The 18,409-nt window shown below is 69.4% G+C and carries 20 protein-coding genes and 1 tRNA gene; 7 read left to right on the top strand and 14 right to left on the bottom strand.

Going from position 1 to position 18,409, the window contains the following annotated elements; genetic code table 11:
• Positions 1–90: 90 nt before the first annotated feature.
• The 3 genes from NGH83_RS12590 to NGH83_RS12600 form a co-directional block, all read right to left on the bottom strand.
• Positions 91–1,143, bottom strand: coding sequence for a DUF3048 domain-containing protein (locus NGH83_RS12590; RefSeq protein WP_251856602.1), 1,053 nt, complete (start codon positions 1,141–1,143; stop codon positions 91–93).
• A gap of 73 nt (positions 1,144–1,216) precedes the next feature.
• Positions 1,217–1,420 carry a cold-shock protein gene (locus NGH83_RS12595; protein ID WP_251856603.1) on the bottom strand — a complete coding sequence of 68 codons (204 nt, stop codon included), beginning with the start codon at positions 1,418–1,420 and terminating at the stop codon, positions 1,217–1,219.
• A 293-nt stretch (positions 1,421–1,713) separates the two neighbouring features.
• Positions 1,714–2,298: a LytR C-terminal domain-containing protein gene (locus NGH83_RS12600; protein WP_251856604.1), complete on the bottom strand. Its 585-nt coding sequence runs from the start codon at positions 2,296–2,298 to the stop codon at positions 1,714–1,716.
• A 194-nt stretch (positions 2,299–2,492) separates the two neighbouring features.
• Here NGH83_RS12600 and msrB point away from each other — a divergent pair, with 194 nt between their 5' ends.
• Together msrB and NGH83_RS12610 are read left to right on the top strand one after the other, a co-directional pair.
• A complete protein-coding gene (gene msrB / locus NGH83_RS12605; RefSeq protein ID WP_251856605.1) occupies positions 2,493–2,894 on the top strand; it encodes a peptide-methionine (R)-S-oxide reductase MsrB in 402 nt (133 codons plus the stop codon).
• Positions 2,891–3,433: a nitroreductase family protein gene (locus NGH83_RS12610; RefSeq protein ID WP_251858533.1), complete on the top strand. Its 543-nt coding sequence runs from the start codon at positions 2,891–2,893 to the stop codon at positions 3,431–3,433. Before msrB ends, NGH83_RS12610 begins: the two co-directional genes overlap by 4 nt.
• 43 nt (positions 3,434–3,476) lie before the next feature.
• On the opposite strand, the gene NGH83_RS12615 is transcribed toward NGH83_RS12610, so the two are convergent.
• From NGH83_RS12615 to NGH83_RS12625, 3 genes are all read right to left on the bottom strand, one after another.
• On the bottom strand, positions 3,477–3,749 hold the full coding sequence (locus NGH83_RS12615) for a hypothetical protein (protein WP_251856606.1): 273 nt from the start codon (positions 3,747–3,749) through the stop codon (positions 3,477–3,479).
• Positions 3,750–4,005: 256 nt separating this feature from the next.
• Positions 4,006–4,078 (bottom strand) — tRNA-Thr (locus NGH83_RS12620).
• A gap of 25 nt (positions 4,079–4,103) precedes the next feature.
• On the bottom strand, positions 4,104–5,006 hold the full coding sequence (locus NGH83_RS12625; RefSeq protein WP_251856607.1) for a thioredoxin domain-containing protein: 903 nt from the start codon (positions 5,004–5,006) through the stop codon (positions 4,104–4,106).
• Positions 5,007–5,243: 237 nt separating this feature from the next.
• On the opposite strand from NGH83_RS12625, the gene NGH83_RS12630 reads away from it, so the two are divergent.
• Positions 5,244–6,344 (top strand): ABC transporter ATP-binding protein, encoded by a 1,101-nt coding sequence (locus NGH83_RS12630; RefSeq protein ID WP_251856608.1) that lies wholly within the window; start codon positions 5,244–5,246, stop codon positions 6,342–6,344.
• Positions 6,345–6,423: 79 nt separating this feature from the next.
• Positions 6,424–7,707, top strand: coding sequence for a DUF4032 domain-containing protein (locus tag NGH83_RS12635; RefSeq protein WP_251858534.1), 1,284 nt, complete (start codon positions 6,424–6,426; stop codon positions 7,705–7,707).
• A gap of 287 nt (positions 7,708–7,994) precedes the next feature.
• Here the strand turns inward: NGH83_RS12635 and rlmB are convergent, their stop codons facing one another.
• From rlmB to NGH83_RS12655, 4 genes are all read right to left on the bottom strand, one after another.
• Positions 7,995–8,981 carry a 23S rRNA (guanosine(2251)-2'-O)-methyltransferase RlmB gene (rlmB, locus tag NGH83_RS12640; protein ID WP_251856609.1) on the bottom strand — a complete coding sequence of 329 codons (987 nt, stop codon included), beginning with the start codon at positions 8,979–8,981 and terminating at the stop codon, positions 7,995–7,997.
• Positions 8,971–10,407, bottom strand: coding sequence for a cysteine--tRNA ligase (gene cysS / locus NGH83_RS12645; protein ID WP_251856610.1), 1,437 nt, complete (start codon positions 10,405–10,407; stop codon positions 8,971–8,973). The genes rlmB and cysS overlap by 11 nt, the downstream gene beginning before the upstream one ends.
• Positions 10,408–10,416: 9 nt before the next feature.
• Positions 10,417–11,583, bottom strand: coding sequence for a 2-C-methyl-D-erythritol 4-phosphate cytidylyltransferase (ispD, locus tag NGH83_RS12650; RefSeq protein WP_251856611.1), 1,167 nt, complete (start codon positions 11,581–11,583; stop codon positions 10,417–10,419).
• Between the two features lie 77 nt (positions 11,584–11,660).
• Complete coding sequence (locus NGH83_RS12655; protein WP_251856612.1) at positions 11,661–12,143, bottom strand: CarD family transcriptional regulator; 483 nt, start codon at positions 12,141–12,143, stop codon at positions 11,661–11,663.
• Between the two features lie 217 nt (positions 12,144–12,360).
• Between NGH83_RS12655 and NGH83_RS12660 the strand changes: the two genes are divergently transcribed.
• On the top strand, positions 12,361–12,981 hold the full coding sequence (locus NGH83_RS12660) for a DNA modification methylase (protein WP_251856613.1): 621 nt from the start codon (positions 12,361–12,363) through the stop codon (positions 12,979–12,981).
• 25 nt (positions 12,982–13,006) lie between these two features.
• Here NGH83_RS12660 and NGH83_RS12665 read toward each other — a convergent pair whose 3' ends face one another.
• Positions 13,007–13,696, bottom strand: coding sequence for a response regulator transcription factor (locus tag NGH83_RS12665; protein ID WP_251856614.1), 690 nt, complete (start codon positions 13,694–13,696; stop codon positions 13,007–13,009).
• Complete coding sequence (locus NGH83_RS12670) at positions 13,693–14,850, bottom strand: cell wall metabolism sensor histidine kinase WalK (protein ID WP_251856615.1); 1,158 nt, start codon at positions 14,848–14,850, stop codon at positions 13,693–13,695. Before NGH83_RS12670 ends, NGH83_RS12665 begins: the two co-directional genes overlap by 4 nt.
• 177 nt (positions 14,851–15,027) lie before the next feature.
• Here NGH83_RS12670 and phoU point away from each other — a divergent pair, with 177 nt between their 5' ends.
• On the top strand, positions 15,028–15,702 hold the full coding sequence (gene phoU, locus NGH83_RS12675) for a phosphate signaling complex protein PhoU (RefSeq protein WP_251856616.1): 675 nt from the start codon (positions 15,028–15,030) through the stop codon (positions 15,700–15,702).
• Positions 15,703–15,777: 75 nt separating this feature from the next.
• Here the strand turns inward: phoU and NGH83_RS12680 are convergent, their stop codons facing one another.
• Positions 15,778–16,530 (bottom strand): phosphoglyceromutase, encoded by a 753-nt coding sequence (locus NGH83_RS12680; protein ID WP_251856617.1) that lies wholly within the window; start codon positions 16,528–16,530, stop codon positions 15,778–15,780.
• An 18-nt stretch (positions 16,531–16,548) separates the two neighbouring features.
• Here NGH83_RS12680 and NGH83_RS12685 point away from each other — a divergent pair, with 18 nt between their 5' ends.
• On the top strand, positions 16,549–17,322 hold the full coding sequence (locus NGH83_RS12685) for a class I SAM-dependent methyltransferase (protein WP_251856618.1): 774 nt from the start codon (positions 16,549–16,551) through the stop codon (positions 17,320–17,322).
• Between the two features lie 3 nt (positions 17,323–17,325).
• Here the strand turns inward: NGH83_RS12685 and NGH83_RS12690 are convergent, their stop codons facing one another.
• The gene (locus NGH83_RS12690) at positions 17,326–18,402 is read right to left on the bottom strand and encodes an aromatic acid exporter family protein (RefSeq protein WP_251856619.1); all 1,077 of its coding nucleotides are present in this window, start codon (positions 18,400–18,402) and stop codon (positions 17,326–17,328) included.
• Between the last annotated feature and the right edge of the window lie 7 nt (positions 18,403–18,409).

Raw genomic sequence — 18,409 nt, forward strand, 5'->3', positions numbered from 1 at the left:
CGTGCGATTCGTTGGCACTCAGCAATACCGAGTGCTAAACAATCTTGGCAGTCGACCCTGGAGAGTGCAAGGCGAGACGAGGGGTGCCGATTACGGCGTGAGCGTAACCGCGCCGCTGTCGGGGATCAGCTCGATCCAGGTGTTGCCGGGAGCCAGTCGCACGACGACTCCGCGGTCGTCGACGAGGCGGATCGGGGCACCGCGATCGGCCTTCGACCAGGTGGCGTGCACCGTGCCGCCGCCGGTGGAGATCCAGGCCTCACCGCTGCCGACCATGACGGTCTTCGGCACGTACCCGTAGGTGTCGTCGATGGCGACCCGCATGGCGACCAGGTTCGTCGCCCCCAGCTGCACCCCGGCGGAGTCGAAGTCGGGCTCGCCCTCCTGGAAGCGCAGGTACTGCCCGCGAGCGGCGTCCCACTGCCAGTGCGGGAACCGGGAACTCGAGAACGTCGTGTCGATGCGCGAGGTCGGCGTCCCCTCTTTCGCCGCGGTCGCCGACGCGACGTCGAGCGACCACGCGAACTGCTGCGCGGGCCTGCCCAGGTCGGCGTGCTGCGCGACGACCTCCTGCGCCTTCACGACGACGTCGTGCGGCGAATCCTTCTCGTCGGTGCGGAAGAACGTCTCGTCGGTGTCGCTGTTGCCGTGGATCGCGTTGTAGACGACCGTGTCGCGCATCATGTCGACGAAGATCTCCTGACCGCCGGAGTAGGCGACGATGCCGCCGAACGGGGAGATGATGTCGGGATCCATCGGCCGGATGGAGCGGACCGGGCCGATGAGTTCGGGGACATCCGATTGCCAGACCGCAACGTATCGGGTCAGCCCGCCTTCGACGAGCTCCTCGAAGACGACGTCCGCACGGTCGAGGCCGTACTGCGGGCGCGCTTCCTCGTGGTTGTCGACCTTCGCGGCGATGGAGGGGTTCGCGGCGGTGCCGGCGGCGACCGAGGTGCCGCGCAACGGTGTGAGCTCCGTCACCGGAGCCGGCGCGAACGTCGAGGTGTAGGTGGGTGTCAGCACGGGTGCCGGCGCCGCCTCGACCCGCTCGATCGCGCATCCTCCGAGCAGCAGAGCGGACACGGGCAGCACGATCAACGCAGCCCGACGACGGGCGCCTCCCCCAGGGCGTGTCCTCACGGCCCAAACACTAACGCCGCCCGCATCGCGGACGGCGTTAGGTGTGGGCGTGGGCGGAGAATCCGCTCACGAGTCAAGCGAGCTTGACTGCCTCCGCTTGCGGACCCTTCGCTCCGGTGCCTACCTCGAAGACGACCGCCTGGCCCTCTTCGAGCGACTTGTATCCCGCCATGTCGATGGCGGAGTAGTGGACGAATACGTCCTGCCCTCCGTCGTCGACCGTGATGAAGCCGTAGCCCTTCTCAGCGTTGAACCACTTGACGGTTCCTCGCGCCATTTTCCAACTCCCGATTGCTGTGCTGACCGGGCGGCCGTGCGACCAACCCCCGGTCGGAGCAGACGGGGTGATGTTTGCTGTCCTTCCCGCTCCGTCGACGCAGTGGTGATCGCGGCGACGGGGGCGGAGGGGGACCGACCGTTCCGCGATAGTAGCGGAGCGCCCCACCCCGAAAACAAGCGTGTGGGCACGATTGCCTAAGGAGTCGTCACTTTCGATCGAACATTAAACGCAGCCGAAACATCGGCGACATTTCGCGAGCGGCCGGCACCGACAGGTCGGGGACGAGCGGTCTACTCCTCGGCCGTGTCCGCTTCGGTGTCGCCCTCGGCGGCGGCCGGGGCGCCGAAGTCGGCCCCGATCACCACGACGAGCCGCGGCACCCCTTCGATCACGAACGCGTCCGAGAGCTGGATGCGGCCGGCTCCGAGGGTCTCGACGATGCCCTTCGCCGCCCCCTCCTGCGTGGGGTCGCTGTAGTAGACGGTGGTCGCGTCGACGTCGGAATCGGCGTTGCTGCGCGTGGTGACGTTCCAGCCCGCGGCGACGAGCTGGTCGCCCACCTGGCCCGCGAGGCCGTCGGTCTGGGTCCCGTTCAGCACGACGACGGTCTGAGCGGGGTCGATCGTCGGAGCGATGGTCGGCGTCGCGCTCGGCTCGGGCGTGGGGGTCGACGCCGCGAACGGATTCTCGAAGGAGACGCGATCGTTGATCACGAACATGGCGGTGACGCCCGCCGCGACGATCAGCCCCGTCGCGAGCGCGGCCCAGGCGAAGGTGATCCAGCCGCGCCCGCGCTTCTTCGGCGCTCGGTGCGCCCCGACGCGATGCAGATCCTCGGGCACCTCATCGAAGCGGTCGGGGGCGAAAGTCGGCATGGGTCCTTCAGGGGCAACGGGAACGATCGGATAGACCCTAGCCGTCTCGCGCACCGCGCTCGGCGTGGCCCGCCGAGCGCCACGGAATAGGGTCCGGCGGCTTCCCGTTTTCCTCATAGGACGCGTGCGGTGCGCGTCCGGGGCGCGCACAGGCGCGTCGGCTTAGGATCAACGAGCCCACCACGGAGGTACACATGGCGTACAAGGTCGAGAAGAGCGACAGCGAGTGGCGCGAGAGCCTCTCCGACAACGAGTTCAAGGTTCTGCGCCAGGCGGCGACGGAACGTCCGTGGACGGGCGCGCTACTCGACGAGAAGCGTGAGGGCGTCTACGTCTGCAAGGCGTGCGGTGCCGAGCTGTTCACGAGCACCACCAAGTTCGACTCCGGATCCGGATGGCCGAGCTTCTTCGAGCCGGTCTCCGACGACGCCGTGAAGCTCGAGCGCGACGCGTCGCTCGGCATGGTCCGCACGGAGGTGTTGTGCGCCACCTGCGGCTCGCACCTCGGGCACCTGTTCGACGACGCTCCCCAGACGCCCACCGGCGACCGCTACTGCATGAACTCCATCTCGCTCGACTTCGAGGAGAAGGACTGATCGGCGACTCGCCCGTCCTCCGCGCGGCTCTCGCGCGGAGGTCTCACTCGTCGGTCACCGACTCCGCTCCGACCCGTGAGGAGCTCCTGCCCCTCGTCGCGGCGGCGTCACGCGTGGCCGACCACAGTTCCCTGCGGCCCTGGCGGCTGATCGAGATCCGCGGCAGCGCCCGCGCCAAGCTCGGCAAAGCGCTCGGCAAGGCCGACGGATCCCGCAAGCCGTCCGAGAAGCCGTTCCGCTCGTCGCTGCTCATCGCGGTGGTGGCGTCGCGCAAGAAGTCGAAGGTGCCCGCCTGGGAGCAGGACGCGACCGCCGCCGGCGTCGCCCACACGCTCTCACTCCTGCTCGACGAAGCGGGCTGGGGTGTTTTCTGGCGCACCGGCGAGCTCACTCGCACGAAGCCCGTGCGCAAGGTGCACAAGCTCAAGAAGAACGAAGAACTGCTCGGTTGGCTCTACGTCGGCGGAGTCCGCGAGAAGTATCTCGACGCGCGCGGGAAGCGTCCGGTCGATCCGAACGAGTTCCTCACCATCCTCTGACGCGCCCACTGCGCCTCAGCGGCTCTCGGTCACTGCAGCGAGGTCAGAGAGTCAGGAAGTAGGCCACGAGGCCCGCGAGCCCGGCGGCCAGCACGGCGAACGCAACCCGGTAGAAGACCATCGACGCGCGCCTGGAACGCTGGAAGGTGGTGCGGCGACGACGCGATGACGACGACCCGACTTTGGGCAGCGCGGGCGCGAATACGCTCTCGACGTTCGACTGGCCGAGCGCACTGAGCGGTGCCGCTTCGAACGAGAGAGCCTCTGGTGCCGATCCGCTTTCGACCGGCTGCTGAAGGAAATTGTCTGCGGTCATGGAAGACCCGCGATCTCGGAGGTTAGATGGTCTCCGGTTTCAATAAGGAAGCCCCGTGAGCTTGCGTCGACGAGTGGTCGCCGAGTTGTCTTCGCCCCCGAGGAGTCACATACTTCCGATGGCACACACCCTACGCGCAGGTTCGGACATCACCTAATGTCGAGCACCCGTCATCTTCCGCCGCCGCCGGAGAAGTCCATGGACGACGAATCGCCCCTCCTGGCGGACGGGTGATCCATGGTGCCGAGAGCAGTCGAGCCGACTGCGGGACTTGAACCCGCAACCCCCTAATTACAAGTTAGGTGCGCTACCAATTGCGCCAAGCCGGCCTGCGGCTGGAGCCGCGCGATCAGTCTACGGAGTCGCGGTCGGCGTCGGCGTCGGCGTCGGCGTCGAGGTGCTCGACGACTGCGCCAGCACGAAGGCCGCGAACTCTTCCGGGTCATCGATGGCGCCGGTGTAGCGGGTGCCGTTCACGATGATCGTCGGAGTGCTGCTGACGGCCTCGATGTCGCTGTCCGGGATCGGCCCCGCGAAGGCGCGCTTCGTCGCGTCGCCGACCCAGGTGCGGAACTCCTGGTCGGTGATGCACTGCGCGACGGCCGGGTCGGTGACACCCGCCTCTTCGGTGAACGCGATGATCGCGTCGTCCTCGAGACCGTTGCCCCCCTCGGCGGGCTGCCCCTCGAAAGCGATCTGGTTGAAGTCGAAGAAGTTGTCGGGCGAGTAGTTCGCGACGCAGGCGGCGGCGTTCGCGGCACGGGTCGAGTAGCGGTTGCCCGACGACTGCGCGTCGAGGAACGAGATGGGGTGCACCGCGAGGGTGACGGAGCCGTCCTCGACCCAGCCGCGCAGCTGCTCACCGTTAGCAGCCTCGAAGGCCTGGCAGAAGGGGCACTGGTAGTCCACCCAGACGCGCACGTCGACCACGCCGGGCTCGTTCTCGCTGGGGTCGGCCGGGTCTTCCCCGGGCTGCAGGGCGGGCGTCGTCTCGGCGACGAGACCGGCACCGATCTTGATGCCGTCCGAGGCCATGTTCTCGGGGCCGGGGCCCGCGGGACGGATCGACATGACGATCACGACGGCGATGATCGCGATGACCGCGAGCGCACCGACACCGATGCCGCCACCGATGAGGAAGCGGTTGCGGCGCTCCCTCTTCTTCTGCTCCTCGCGCAGCGCGCGGGCCTTCTCACGGGCAGCCTCACGCCGCTCGTTCTTCGACGGCCTAGGGCCTCCAGGTCCTCCGGTCGACATCAAACGACTCTTCTCTCTCGGCGGATCGGCGCGGTTGCAGCGCCGCGACGAGTTTACGGGGCGCCGCCGCCCATCCATCCGCACACGCTGACGGAGGCCCCGATCGCATGCGTTTTCATATGTATTGCTTATCTTCAGGTTCTCGATGCCATAATCAGCGGGCTGGCCGATGATGGCCCGCGCTTTCATTCACTACGGATCGTCCGGCACGTACCTGCCGGTGAAGGAGAAAGAACCATGGCATCAGTCACTTTCGACCAGGCCACCCGTCTCTACCCGGGATCGACCCGCCCCGCGGTCGACGCTCTGAACCTCGAAGTCGCCGACGGCGAGTTCCTGGTCCTCGTCGGCCCCTCCGGCTGCGGTAAGTCCACCTCGCTGCGCATGCTCGCCGGCCTCGAAGAGGTCAACTCCGGCCGCATCCTCATCGGCGACCGCGATGTCACCGACATCCCGCCGAAGGACCGCGACATCGCGATGGTGTTCCAGAACTACGCGCTCTACCCGCACATGACGGTCGCCGAGAACATGGGCTTCGCGCTCAAGATCGCGGGCGTCGGCAAGGAGGAGCGCGCCACCCGGGTCCTCGAGGCCGCCAAGCTGCTCGACCTCGAGCCCTACCTGAACCGCAAGCCGAAGGCCCTCTCGGGTGGTCAGCGTCAGCGTGTCGCCATGGGTCGCGCGATCGTCCGTCAGCCGCAGGTGTTCCTCATGGACGAGCCGCTGTCGAACCTCGACGCCAAGCTCCGCGTGCAGACCCGTACCCAGATCGCGTCGCTGCAGCGTCGTCTCGGTGTCACCACCGTCTACGTCACGCACGACCAGACCGAGGCCCTCACCATGGGCGACCGCATCGCGGTCCTCAAGGACGGCATCCTGCAGCAGGTCGGTACCCCGCGCGACCTCTACGAGCGTCCGAACAACGTGTTCGTCGCCGGCTTCATCGGAAGCCCCGCGATGAACCTGTTCCCGGCCGACCTCGCAGACGGCGGCGTCAAGTTCGGTTCGCAGCTTGTGAACGTCGAGCGCGACACGCTCGCCGGCACCAGCGGCGCGCAGGTCACCGTGGGCGTCCGCCCCGAGGACCTCGTCGTCTCGACGACGCAGGGCGAGGGCCTCCAGGTCACCGTCGACCTCGTCGAAGAGCTCGGCGCCGACGGCTACCTGTACGGTCACTCCGAGGTCGAGGGTCGCCGCACCGATGTCGTCGCACGCGTCGACGGCCGCACGCACCCGAACGCGGGCGACACCGTGTACCTGACCCCCCAGCCGGGTCACCTGCACGTGTTCGACGTCGAGTCGGGCGACCGCCTCGGCAACAAGGCCATCGTTCACTGATCTAGCCTGGAAGGGGCCCGCCGCGTGTGCGCGGCGGGCCCCTTTCCCATTTCCAGCGAAGGGGTTGCCTCCGATGACCATGTCGGGCTCGCTCAACATCTCCGCGGCGGTCGTCGACCCCGCTCTGCTCGACCTGCCCTGGGACCTTCCGCTCGAGGTCTGGCCCGACGACACGATCGCGGCGCTGCCGAAGGGCATCTCGCGCCACCTCGTCCGCTTCGTGCACCTCTCGGGCTACGTCATCGCGGTCAAGGAGACCACCGACGAGCTGGCTCGCCGCGAGTACGACATGCTGCGCATGCTGCAGCGCCTCGAGGTGCCCTGCGTCGACCCGGTGGCCGTCATCTCGGGCCGCACCGATGAGAACGGCGAGGCCCTCGCCCCGGTGCTCGTCACGCGGCACCTGAAGTTCTCACTCCCCTACCGCGCGCTCTTCTCCCAGGCGCTGCGACCCGACACCGCGACCCGTCTCGTCGACGCTCTCGCCCTGCTGCTCGTGCGCCTGCACATCATCGGCTTCTTCTGGGGCGACGTGTCGCTCTCGAACACCCTGTTCCGTCGCGACGCCGGCGCTTTCGCCGCGTACCTCGTCGACGCCGAGACGGGCAAGCTCTACTCCGGCGGGCTCTCGAACGGTCAGCGCGAGAACGACCTCGAGGTCGCGCGGGTCAACATCGCCGGCGAACTGATGGACCTCGCCGCCGGTGGCCGCGTCGAAGAGGATCTCGACCCGGTCGAGGTCAGCGAGCGCATTGTCGCCCAGTACCGCACGCTCTGGAAGGAGCTGACCGGCTGGGAGACCATCTCGAATCAGGAGCGCTGGCGCATCAACGAGCGGGTCAACCGGCTCAACGACCTCGGCTTCGACATCGAGGAGCTCGCGATCAAGGCGGACGAGGGCGGCACGAACGTGCGCATCCAGCCGAAGGTCGTCGACGCAGGGCACCACCAGCGGCGTCTGCTGCGCCTGACCGGCATCGACGCGCAGGAGAACCAGGCGCGTCGACTCCTCAACGACCTCGACTCCTATGTCGCGACGTTCCCGAAGGATTCGCTCGACGAGGAGGGCATGGCGCACGAGTGGGTCGCGCAGGTCTTCGAGCCGGTCGTCCGGGCAATCCCGCGCGACCTGAAGCGTCGTCTCGAGCCAGCCGAGGTGTTCCACCAGCTGCTCGAGCACCGCTGGTTCATGGCTCAGGAGGAGGGGCGCGACATCCCCCTCGCCGAGGCCCTCGGTTCGTACATCGACAACGTGCTGCGGCACCGCCGCGACGAGGCGACCGTCATCAACCCGCCGACCTCGGCGATCACCCTTCCGGTGCTGACGGATGACGAGGACGACGACTGGCGCTCCCGCGTCTGACGACTCCCGCTGCGGCGAGGTGCCCAGTTCTGCGGGTCGTCGCGCCGGAACACCCGCAGAACTCGGCACCTCGACGGCGCTGCCGTGCTGAGTCGCCCAGTTCACCCCGTCCGGACGGCCGAACACGGGGTGAAGTGGGCGAGTCACCGCTTCGGCGAGGTGCCCAGATCTGCGGGTTCTGACGTCGGAACACCCGCAGAACTGGGCACCTCGGCGGCACAGCCGTGCTGAGTCGCCCACTTCACCCCGTCCGGACGGCCGAACACGGGGTGAAGTGGGCGAGTCACCTACTTGGCGGCGCGGAGCTTCGAGATCTCGTACAGGGCGACGCTCGCGGCGATGCCCGCGTTCAGCGACTCCGTGACGGCGCTGATCGGGATCGAGACGACCGCGTCGCAGGTCTCGGTCACGAGGCGCGACAGGCCCTTGCCCTCGCTGCCGACGACGACCACCAGCGGGCGGCCCGCCAGGTCGAGGCCCGGGAGCGAGACGTCGCCGTCACCGTCGAGACCGACGACGAACAAACCGCGCTCCTTGAGCGCCTTGAGCGTCTGCGTCAGGTTCGCCGCCATCGCGACCGGGACGCGCGCCGCGGCGCCCGCCGACGTCTTCCACGCCGACGCAGTGAGGCCGACCGAACGGCGCTGCGGCACGATGACCGCCTGACCGCCGAAGGCGCCGACGGAGCGGATGATCGCTCCGAGGTTGCGGGGGTCGGTGATGCCGTCGAGCGCCACGAACAGCGGCGTCGTGCCCGCCCGCTCGACCTGGTCGAGGATCTCGAGCGGGTGCGAGTACTCGTAGGCCGGCACCTTCAAAGCAAGGCCCTGGTGCACCCCGCCTTCGCCGGCGAGCCGGTCGACCTCGGGGCGGGTGACCTCGAGCAGCGGGATGCCGCGGTTGTTCGCGATGGCGAGCACCTCGCGGACGCGCTCGTCGACGTCGATGCGGGTCGCGACGTACAGCGCGGTGGCGGGGATGCGCGCACGCAGCGCCTCGAGCACCGAGTTGCGCCCGGTGACGTACTCGGCGTCGTCGCTGCGAGGGCGACGCGGCGCCCGGGTGGGCTGGCCGCTGCCGGCCTTCGCTCCCCCGGTCTTCGCCGCGAGACGCTCGCGGGCGATCTTGCGCTTGCCGGCGGGGTGGTACTCGCGGTCCTCCGCCTTCGGGGTCGGGCCCTTGCCCTCGAGCGCACGGCGGCCGTTGCCGCCCGTGCCGACGCTCGGCCCCTTCTTCGTCTTCCGGACTGCTCCCGGACGTGGCTTACCGGCCATCGATACTCCAATGTGTCGCACCCGCCGAATCCTCGAGGGTGATGCCCGCGGCGGCGAGATCCGAACGGATCCCGTCTGCGCGCGCGAAGTCCTTCGTCGCCCTCGCCTGCTGCCGGTCGTCGATGAGCCGCTCGACGAGAGCGGTCAGCACGACGTGCACCGACGAGTGGTCGGCGCCGCGCCACTCGGCGGAGGTGGGGTCGATGCCGAGCACCGCCGTCATCGCGTGCACCGCGGCGCGGTGAGCGGCTGCCGCGGGCAGGTCTTCGGCGTCGAGCGCGGCGTTGCCCGCTCGCACCGTCTCGTGCAGCACGGCGAGGGCCTCGGGCACGGAGAGGTCGTCGTCCATCGCGGCGGCGAACGCCTCGGGCACGACCGGAGCACCGGCGCCCGCGAAGCGGGTGTCGGCGAGACGGCGTTGCACCCGCAGGAGGAACGTCTCGATGCGCTCGAGCGCGGCCTCCGCTTCGAGCAGCGCGCCGTCGTGGTAGTCGAGCACCGAACGGTAGTGGGCGGAGGCGAGGTAGTAGCGCACCACGATGGGGCGGGCGGCGCCGAGCAGGTCGGCGGCGAAGATGGAGTTGCCGAGCGACTTGGACATCTTCTGGCCCTCGACGTTGACGAGTCCGTTGTGCACCCAGTAGCTCGCGAACGGGTCGCCGGCCGCGGTGGTCTGCGCCAGCTCGTTCTCGTGGTGAGGGAAGCGCAGGTCGAGGCCGCCGCCGTGGATGTCGAACGCGGGCCCCAGATAGCGCGCCGACATCGCGGAGCATTCGATGTGCCATCCGGGGCGTCCAGCACCCCACGGGGAGTCCCATGATGCCGAGACGGGCTCGCCGTCCTTCCGCCCCTTCCAGAGCGCGAAGTCGCGGGGATCGCGCTTGCCGCGAGGGTCCGCGTCGCTCGCCGCGACCATGTCGTCGGTCTTCTGCCGGGTGAGCAGACCGTACGCGGGCCAGCTCCCGGTGTCGAAGTACACGTCGCCGGAGCCGTCGGGCGCCGGGTATGCGTGACCGCGATCGATCAGTCGGGCGATGATCTCCTGCATCTGCGCGACGCTCGCGGTGGCGCGGGGCTCGTAGGTCGGAGGCTGGATGCCGAGGGTGTTGTACGACGCGGTGAACTCGAGCTCGAACCGGTAGGCGAGCGCCCACCACTCTTCCGGCGTTCCCGCGTCGGCGGCCCGCGCGGCATTGTCGAGGATCTTGTCGTCGATGTCGGTGACGTTGCGCACCAGGGTGACGCGGTAGCCGCGGTGGGAGAACCAGCGGCGCCACAGGTCGTAGACGAGCGCCGACCGGAGGTGCCCGATGTGCGGGCTCGACTGCACCGTCGGGCCGCAGACGTAGATGCCGACCTCGCCGTCGACGAGGGGCTCGAAGTCGGTCAGCTGCGCGCTGAGCGAGTCGTACAGACGGATTCCCACTGCGACAGCCTACTGAGCGCGGGCGCCGACGGCCCTGACGAGCGCGGTTGCGAGCACGGCGACGCCTTCGTCGCGACCCGTGAAGCCCAGTCCGTCGCTGGTCGTCGCGGCGAGGCTGACGGGGACGCCGAGGATCTCCGCGAGCAGCTGCTCGGCGTCGAGGCGGCGGGCGGAGAACCGCGGACGCGCGCCGATGATCTGGACGGCCACGTTGACCGGCTCGATCCCGTTCTCGCGCAGCAGCGACAGCGTGGCGGAGAGGAACACCTCCCCCGCAGCGCCGGAGTAGCGCGGATCGGAGGTGCCGAACCGGCCGCCGATGTCGCCGAGCTTCGCCGCCGAGAGCAGCGCGTCGCAGATGGCGTGCGCGACCGCGTCCCCGTCGCTGTGCCCGTCGAGTGCGGGATAGTCGGGCCACACCAGCCCCGCGAGACGCAACTCGCGCGTGTCGCCGAAGGCGTGGACGTCGACGCCGATCCCGGTGCGCAGCGACGCCTCGCCGGCGAGCATCCGCTCGGCGCGGACGAGATCGTCGGCGGTGGTGATCTTGAACGCCGCCGGGCTGCCCGGGACGGTGATCACGGTGTGACCCGCGGCCGCGAAGACCGCGGTGTCGTCGGTGTGCTCGGACTCGACGCTGTCGTAGGCGGCACGAAGCTCGGCGAAGGGGAAGCCCTGGGGCGTCTGCACAGCGGCGAGGCTCGACCGGTCGACGGTCTCGAGGACGCGTTCCTCGTCGACCCGCTTGACGGTGTCGACGACGGGCAGCGCCGGCACCACGCCGTTACCGGTGAGCTCGACCGCGTCGACGACCGCGTCGATCAGCGAGGCGGGGGTGAGCGCACGGGCTGCGTCGTGCACGAGCACGCGACGGGTGTTCGGAGACAAGACCCCGAGTCCACGGCGCACGGACTCATGGCGCGACGCCCCGCCTGCGACCACTCGGACCGCGGGGACGGCCCCGATCATCACGCCGACACGCTCGACCAGGTCTCCGGGTACGACGAGCACGGCCTCGAACGCGCGCTCCGCCGCCGCGACGGTGTCGAACGCGCGCTGCAGCATCGTCGACCCCGCGACGGGAACGAACGCCTTGGGAAGGCCGTAACCGAGGCGGGTGCCTTCACCCGCTGCGACGATCACGACCGCGTCGGGAGAACCGAGAGCCAGCGTCATGGCGCAATCCCCTCGATCGACCTGTCCTGTCCGGCCGTATCCGCGCACCGACGAGCGATGGCGGGGCCTCGGTCAGATCAGGAGGCGAGAACCTCGTCGAGGACGGTCGACGCCTGCTCCTCGTCGGTCTTCTCGGCCAGCGCGAGTTCGGAGATGAGGATCTGGCGTGCCTTCGCGAGCATGCGCTTCTCACCGGCGGAGAGGCCACGGTCCTGGTCACGACGCCAGAGGTCGCGGACGACCTCGGAGACCTTGATGACGTCACCCGAGGCGAGCTTCTCGAGGTTCGCCTTGTACCGGCGCGACCAGTTGGTCGGCTCCTCGACGAACGGGGCTCGCAGGACCTCGAACACACGGTCGAGGCCCTCCTTGCCGATGACGTCGCGGACGCCGACGAGGTCGACGTTGTCGGCCGGGACTTCGATGGTCAGATCACCCTGGGTGACGTTGAGCTTGAGATAGACCTTCTCTTCACCTCGAACCATCCGCTTCTTCACTTCAGTGATGGTTGCTGCCCCGTGATGGGGGTAAACGACAGTCTCGCCGACCTCGAAAAGCATGGGTGATGAGTCCTTTCGACCGGCCACAAGCTTAGCACAGCGGGGCTTTCGGCTCTCCGGCCGGGGGCGCCGCCCCCGCGCGCGCACGCCGAGACAGGTATCGGGAGCATCCGTAGAATAGGGTCGGGCTCGACCCCGGACCGGCCGAGCGCGCGGCGACTGCGCCCGCACGAAAGCCGCCCGCGCTTTGATTTCTCGTGCATCGAAAGGACCCGTCGTGAAGATCCGCGCCGCCGCCTCCATCCTGCTGGCGGCCTCGCTGGCCGCCGGCCTCTCGGGGTGCAACTTCTTCAGCCCGCAGGCCACGCTCAAGAAGTACGACCCGAGCGACGGCGTGGGCGCGAACCTCGGCGACGTCGACGTGCGCAACGTGCTGCTCGTCACCGAGGACGGCTCACGGGCGACCCTCGTGATGTCGGTCGTCAACACCGGCACCGACGCGAAGTCGCTCGAGGTCGAGTACGTGAGCGAGGCCGCCGACGCGATCGCGGGCCGGGTCAGCTTCGACGTCGAGGTGCCCGGTCAGTCGATCATCACCACCAGCGCGACCGAGAACGACGAGCAGATCGTGCTCGAGGACATCGACGCCCCAGCCGGCTCGCTCTTCTCCGTCTTCCTGCAGTCCGGCACGAGCGAGGGCACCGAGCTCCGCGTGCCCGTGCTCGACGGGTCGCTCGCCGAGTACGACGGCCTCCTTCCGAGCCCGTCGCCCACGCCGACCCCCACCCCGACGGTCATCGTCGAGCCGACGCCGATCCCGACGACCACGCCGGGCACCGAACCCGAGGCGCCGCTGACCGAGCCGGAGACCGGCCCCGAGGTCGACACCGCCGAGTGATGTCCGCGCCCGACGCCGGTCGCGACTAGCTGGGTTCGACGTCCTCGATGCGATAGCCGAGGCCGCGCACCGTCACGAGCAGCGTCGGCTCCGACGGCGACTCCTCGATCTTCGCGCGGATGCGCTTGATGTGGACGTCGAGCGTCTTGGTGTCGCCGAAGTAGTCGGATCCCCACACGCGGTCGATCAGCTGACCGCGCGTCAGGACGCGTCCCGCGTTGCGCAGCAGCATCTCGAGCAGGTCGAACTCCTTGAGCGGCATCGGCGTCTCGCGACCCCCGACGAGCACGATGTGGCGCTCGACGTCCATCGTGACTGGGCCGACGCGCAGCAGCGGCTCTTCGTCGACGGGTTCCTGCTTGCGCCGCAGCACGGCGCGGACCCGGGCGATCAGCTCGCGCGTCGAATACGGCTTGGTGACGTAGTCGTCGGCGCCGAGTTCGAGGCCCACGACGATGTCGACCTCGGAGTCCTTGGCGGTGAGCATGATGATCGGCACCGACGAGCGGGTGCGCAGCTCGCGGCAGACCTCGGTGCCGGACAGGCCGGGCAGCATGAGGTCGAGGAGCACGAGGTCGGCGCCGTTCGCGTCGAACTCGGCGAGCGCCTTGCGGCCGTCGTCGGCCACGGTGACCTCGTAGCCCTCGCGCTGAAGCAGGAAGGCGAGGGGCTCGCTGAGGGCGGGCTCATCCTCGACCAGCAGGATGTGGGTCATTCTCTCTCCAATCCGAGAGCCGCCGATCGCGACTCGGACGCTTCGGGGATGCGGATGGTGAACGTCGATCCGCGTCCGCGGCGCGACCACACCTTCACCTCTCCCCCGTGGTTCTGCACGACGTGTTTGACGATGCTGAGGCCCAGCCCGGTGCCGCCGGTGTTGCGCGAACGGGCGGGGTCGACGCGGTAGAAGCGCTCGAAGACGCGACCCAGGTCGGCTTCGTCGATGCCGACGCCCTGGTCGGTGACCGCGATCTCGGCCAGCTCGTCGGCGAGACGGACCCCGACCCCCACCCGGGAGCCGTCGGGCGAGTACTGGATCGCGTTCGAGATGAGGTTGTGCACGGCGACGGTCAGCAGGGCCTGGTCGCCCAGGACCTTGACCTTCTTCGTGCCGCCCTTGGCGACCTCGATGCGGCGCGCGTCGGCGACGACGGCGCTCTGCTCGATGGCGCTCGCGATGACGTGGTCGAGGTCGACGATCTCGGGGGAGGCGATGGCGTTGCCCGCCTGCAGACGGGAGAGCTCGATGATCTCGGCGGTGATGTTGCTGAGCCGGACCGCCTCGGTCATCATCCGGCTCGCGAACCGCTCGACCTGCTCGCGGTCGTCGGCGGCCGACACGAGGGCCTCGGAGAGCAGGCCGATGGCGCCGATCGGGGTCTTCAGCTCGTGGCTGATGTTCGCCATGAAGTCGCGGCGCACGTCCTCGAGGCGGTGGGCCTCGGTGTCGTCGTCGACGAGGAGCAGCACGTAGCGCACGCCGAGGCGGGCGGCCCTGGCCGTCACCAGGAGGCTCTCGTCGCCGAACGGTCCACGTGACAGCGCGAGCTCCTGCTCGAGCGAGTCCTCCGACCGGCGGGCGTCGTCGACGAGGGTCACGAGGGACGGATGCACCAGCTGACGATCGCGGACGAGGCCGAGCGCCACGGCACTCGGCGAGTGGGTGACGACCGTGTTCGACGGGTCGATGACCATGCCGGCGGACGGGAGCACGAGGAGCGTCTCCTCGATGCCGTCGGGCACCTCCTGGTTTACGAGCGCCATCGCCCGGTCCCCGCTGCGCAGCGCGAGCACCACCGCGGTCGAGAAGGCGACGCCGACAGCCAGGCCCAACAGCATGGCCAGGAGCACCAGCCATGCCGATTCCATGTGAAATACACTAATGACCGCCATCGCGCCGACCGCACCATCGACGCTTGGATGGCCCGCTTTCGGGCGAAGTTAACCCACAGGGCACCCGATGTTCACCTGGTGTGGCAAGACTGGCTGGCCGGGTCGCGCTGAGCGTCCCGTTCCGGGTGGAAGTTCATAAGGAGTCGTACGCATATGCGCGAAGTGTTCCAGCAGGAGCTCGCCGAGGTCCGGGAGCGTCTGGTGACGATCGCCGAGCTCGTCGCGATCTCGATCGAGCACGCGACCCGCGCGTTCAACGAGTCCGACGTAGCCCTCGCCGAGTCGGTCATCGCCGATGACCACCGCATCGACGAGCAGGCCGTCAGCCTCGACGAGCTCGCCATCAACATCCTCGCCCGTCAGCAGCCGGTCGCCCGCGATCTGCGCATCGTCGTCAGCGCACTGCGCATCAGCGCGTCGCTCGAACGCATGGGCGACATGAGCTCGCACATCGCCCAGCTGGCGCGCTACCGCTACCCGGACAAGGTGATCGCGAAGGGCCTGCGCTCGACCTTCGTCGAGATGGGCCGCCTCGACGTCGAGATCGCCAGCAAGCTCGTCACGCTGCTGCGCACCGAGGACGTCGCCGTCGCCGAGGACATCCGCAACCAGGACGACGAGATCGACGAGCTGCACCTCAGCGTCTTCGACAAGGTGCTCGGCGAGACCTGGAAGGGCGCCGCGGTCGACACCGTCGACGCGACCCTCGCCAGCCGCTACCACGAGCGTTTCGCCGACCACGCGGTCTCGATCGCGAAGAAGGTCCAGTACCTCGCCACCGGCGACTGGACCGATGCGGGCAGCAGCGCCCACGTCGCGACCGCCTGACGCGCTACAGACAGAGGAAGGGCCCCGCTACCGACGGTAGCGGGGCCCTTCTCATCCGACGGGAGTCGGTGAGGACTACTTCTTGCCCTGGCTGGCGACGGCTGCGGCACCGGCGGCGGCGGCCTCGGGGTCGAGGTACTCGCCGCCCGCGACGAGGGGCGTGAGCGTCTCGTCGAGACGGTAGACGAGCGGGATGCCGGTCGGCAGATTCAGCTCGGCGATCGCCTCGTCCGAGATGCCGTCGAGGTGCTTCACCAGCGCGCGCAGCGAGTTGCCGTGCGCGACGACGATGACGGTGCGGCCGGCGCGCAGCTGCGGCTTGATCTCGATCTCCCAGTACGGGAGCATCCGCTCGATCACATTGAGGAGCGCCTCGGTCTTCGGCAGGTCGGGGCCGAGGTCGGCGTAGCGCGGGTCGTTCGCCTGCGAGTACGGGTTGTCGTCGCCGATCGGGGGCGGCGGCACGTCGAACGACCGGCGCCAGGTCATGAACTGCTCGGGGCCGTACTCCTCGAGGGTGGCCGCCTTGTCCTTGCCCTGCAGGTCGCCGTAGTGGCGCTCGTTGAGCCGCCAGGTGCGCTTGGTCTCGATCCAGAGGCGGTCGGCCTCACCGAGGGCGAGGTTCGCGGTGTCGATCGCGCGCGTCAGCAGCGAGGTGTACAGGATGTCGGGTTCGATGCCCGACTCGCGCAGGAGCTGACCCGCGCGGGTCGCTTCGGCGCGGCCCTTGTCGGTGAGGCCCGCATCGACCCAGCCGGTGAACAGTCCCTTCTCGTTCCACTCGCTGTGGCCGTGACGGACGAGGACGAGCGTGTATGGAGCAGCCATGGCATTAGCTTATTGGCCATGCCAGAAGGCCGGATCACCCGCGGGACGACGGGCACCAACCGTCTGCGGCGGGTCGACCGGTGGATCGCCGCGAGCCCGTCGTTCCTCGCCCCGCAGCGCCCCCTCGTCGTCGATCTCGGCTACGGCGCCGCGCCGTGGACCGCGTCGGAGCTGTTCGATCGTCTGCGCCGCATCCGGCCGGAGACCCGGGTGGTCGGCATCGAGATCGACCCGGAGCGCGTCGCGGCGGGAGCCTCCTACGCCCGGCCGGGACTCGAGTTCGTGCGGGGCGGATTCGAGGTTCCGCTCCCCACGGGCCGCCGGGCGGACGTCATCCGGGCGATGAACGTGCTGCGCCAGTACGACGAGGGCGAAGTCGACGCGGCGTGGGCGCTCATGCGCTCCCGTCTCGCCTCGGGCGGTGTGCTCGTCGACGGCACGAGCAACGAGGTCGGACGCGTGGCGAGCTGGGTGGCGGTCGGCTCCGCCGGCCCCCAGACCTTCACGGTGTCGCTCCGGCTGAAGGAGTTGGAGCGGCCGGGCATCGTCGAGGAGCGGCTGCCGAAGGCGCTGATCCACCGCAACGTCGACGGCGAGCGCGTGCACGACCTGCTCGTCGACCTCGACCGCTTCTGGGCGCACGCCGCGCCCTACGGTCAGTTCGGCGAGGTGCAGCGCTGGCTCAACACGGTCGAGCGGCTGGCCGACGCAGGCTGGCCGGTACGCGACGGGCGCCGACGGTGGCGTCTCGGCGAGCTCACCCTCGACTGGGCAAGCGTGGCCCCGCGCTGAGGATCAGCCCGCCGGTGGCGACAGACCGGGCAGCAGCTCACGAGCGTCGTCCTCGTCCATGCCCGCGGCGCCGAGCAGATCGACGGTGAGGGTTCGCAGCAGGATGACGATCGTCCCGTCCGCGACGCTCGCTCCCTCGGCGAGTTGCGCGGGATCGAGCCGCGGAGCCAGCACGACCAGGCGATCGCGCACCGCCTGCGCACTCGACGGATCGTCGATCGTCGCGGCGAGCAAGGCGATCGCGCTCGAGATCTCCGCCATCAGCGCTCCGAGCTCCGGGCGGCGGACACCGTCGCGGACCAGGAAGTCGACGCGGCGTGCGATGACCCGCAGGTTGCGCGAGGCGAGGTCCATGCCCCTGTGGATGCGACGCTGCTCGGCGAGCGCACGGCGGCGTCGCCAGAGGAAGGGCGAGACGCGGGAGACGGCGATCGCGGTCTCGAGCGACCCGGCCCAGGCATCGAGCAGCGGCTGGGTGGTGCGCAGCCGCTCGAGCGCCCGACCCGCGGTCGGTTCGTCGCCGGTGCGCAGTGCCGCCGCGATGTCGACCACCGCGTCGGTGCACTCGGCGAACACCCGGTGCGCTTCACGGAGTACCTCGCGCAGGGGGTCGCGCGGGACCAGAGCCGTGAACAGCAGCGCCACGACGCCACCGACGACACCGTCGATCGCTCGTCCCAACTCCTCTCCCCCGGTCGCCGGGAAGAGGGTGACGAGCGACGACTGGACCCCGGCCGCCGCGGCGAAGCCGGGACTCGCCGACAGCAGGCGCGCGACGGCGAAGGTGACGACGAGCACCACGAACAGCTGCCACCAGCCGCGGCCGATGCCGAGCAGCAGCAGGTCGGCGAGCACGATGCCGAGGGTGATGGCGAGCGCCGACTCGGCGACCCGCACCGGCCGTGCGTCACGACTGAAACCGAGCGAGTTGATGGCGACCGCCGCCGCGAAGATCGGTGCCGCGTGCCCGAGGACGGAGAACGAGAAGGCGTAGGCCGCCGTCGCGGCAGCGGCGATCTGCAGGACCGCGGGAAGCGACGCGGCGGACCGTTCGGCGGACTCGCGCAGCCGCGCGCTCACGTGCCCG

Origin of the sequence: Herbiconiux sp. L3-i23, from assembly GCF_023734115.1 — a bacterium.
Classification (GTDB): Bacteria; Actinomycetota; Actinomycetes; order Actinomycetales; family Microbacteriaceae; genus Naasia.